The sequence below is a fragment of the Campylobacter sp. P255 genome, assembly GCF_003627915.1.
In the GTDB taxonomy this organism is placed as follows: Bacteria; Campylobacterota; Campylobacteria; order Campylobacterales; family Campylobacteraceae; genus Campylobacter_D.
The window spans coordinates 1-1,463 of sequence record NZ_NREN01000029.1; the positions used below are offsets into that span (position 1 = coordinate 1).

Below are 1,463 nucleotides of genomic sequence, written 5' to 3' on the forward strand. Positions count from 1 at the left end.
AGTGATGTTTTCATTAATGGTTTTAGCCATAGCACCAAGTTCATCATTGCTTTTTACATCAATCATAGCTGAATCTTTAGTTTTATGATTGATAAAATCAAAGAAAGAGTTAAGGCCGGTAGTGATTTTTTTCAGCGGAGATAGGTTGTAGTTGATCATAAATCTGATCACAACTAGTGCGATTACAATGCTAATAAGTCCGATAATAATTTGCTTTACTAGAGCATGATTAACCGGATCGCTGTAAATTTTTTCATCTGCGATTACACATACATTGTATCCTGTTGATGATTCTTGACATATAACTGCTTTACGTGGACCACTTCCATCTTCGATAATCATAGGTTCGCTAGAAAGTTGACCCGCTTTACCTTCAGGAGTAGAAAGATAAGCTTTAACAATACTTTGGCTTAAATTGTCTTTTGTAAGCAAAGCTTTTGAAGATTCATGAAATAGTATTGTGCCATCATCATCTAAAACCACAGTATAACCACTTTGAGATCTACCCATAGCTAGTACACTATCTGAAAAGGTACTTAAGTCGTAATTACCCCCAACTGCACCAATTACTTTGCCATTGACTACTATTGGATAAGAAAAAGATAAAGAAGGAGCTTTTAAACTAGGAGCAATATAAGGTTTTGAAATGACAACTTTATCTTGTCCTGAAGAAACGTTTTTATACCAACTTCTAATTCTAGGATCATAGCCATCAGCTGGTGTTTGATGGTTACCATTTGATCGAATCATTGCGCCATTGCTTGCAAGACCAACATATACTACATCAAAACGACTTGCTTCTTTTACGGCTCTAAGTATAGTATATATTTCATCTGTAGTTGCATTTGGGTTTTTTTGCAACTCTGAAGCAATAGCTTTGATTGCATCGCTTCTTGAAGCGGTATGATCATCAAAATTCTTCAAAACATCTTGCATAGTTTTTACTTGTATGTCGTTGATGAGTTTTTGCACATCTTGCTTTACTTCAGCATAGTTAAAAGCATTTGCTACGAATAAAATAGCTACAATAGCTAAAAACACCAAAAATGTTAACTTTCCTGTTAAACTACTTGTAATTTTTTTCATTCTAGAGTATCCTTATAACTAGTTTTGAGTTCATTTAGGGTAGAAATTATCTTATATCATTTTTAATAAAAAAATATAGTATTTAAATGCAAAAAAACAATAAAAAAATAAAAAACAAATAATAATTAAAACTATAAAATAAAAGCCAAACCCTTAAAGGTTTGGCTTGCTAACAATCAATTAAAACTTTTTCTTTCTAGCATCTTCTAAGATATCATTAGCTATTTTATTAACATTATCAGATATAGCTGCACTATCTTTAGCTATTTTTAGATTTTCTTGTGTTACGCTATCAATTTGAGCTACAGCATCATTAATTTGAGTAATACCTGTAGTTTGTTCTTTAATACTTTCACCCATTTCATTGATAGATTGAA

General features: G+C 31.6%; 2 protein-coding genes. Both read right to left on the minus strand.

All coding sequences use genetic code 11. The annotated features are described in order from the left end of the window. Positions 1 to 1,086 (minus strand): cache domain-containing protein (locus CKA54_RS07580; protein WP_172586686.1); only part of this gene is annotated, 1,086 nt, incomplete at its 3' end. A 180-nt stretch (positions 1,087 to 1,266) separates the two neighbouring features. Further along, on the minus strand, positions 1,267 to 1,463 hold a 197-nt coding region (locus tag CKA54_RS07585; protein ID WP_120760681.1), incomplete at its 5' end, for a methyl-accepting chemotaxis protein.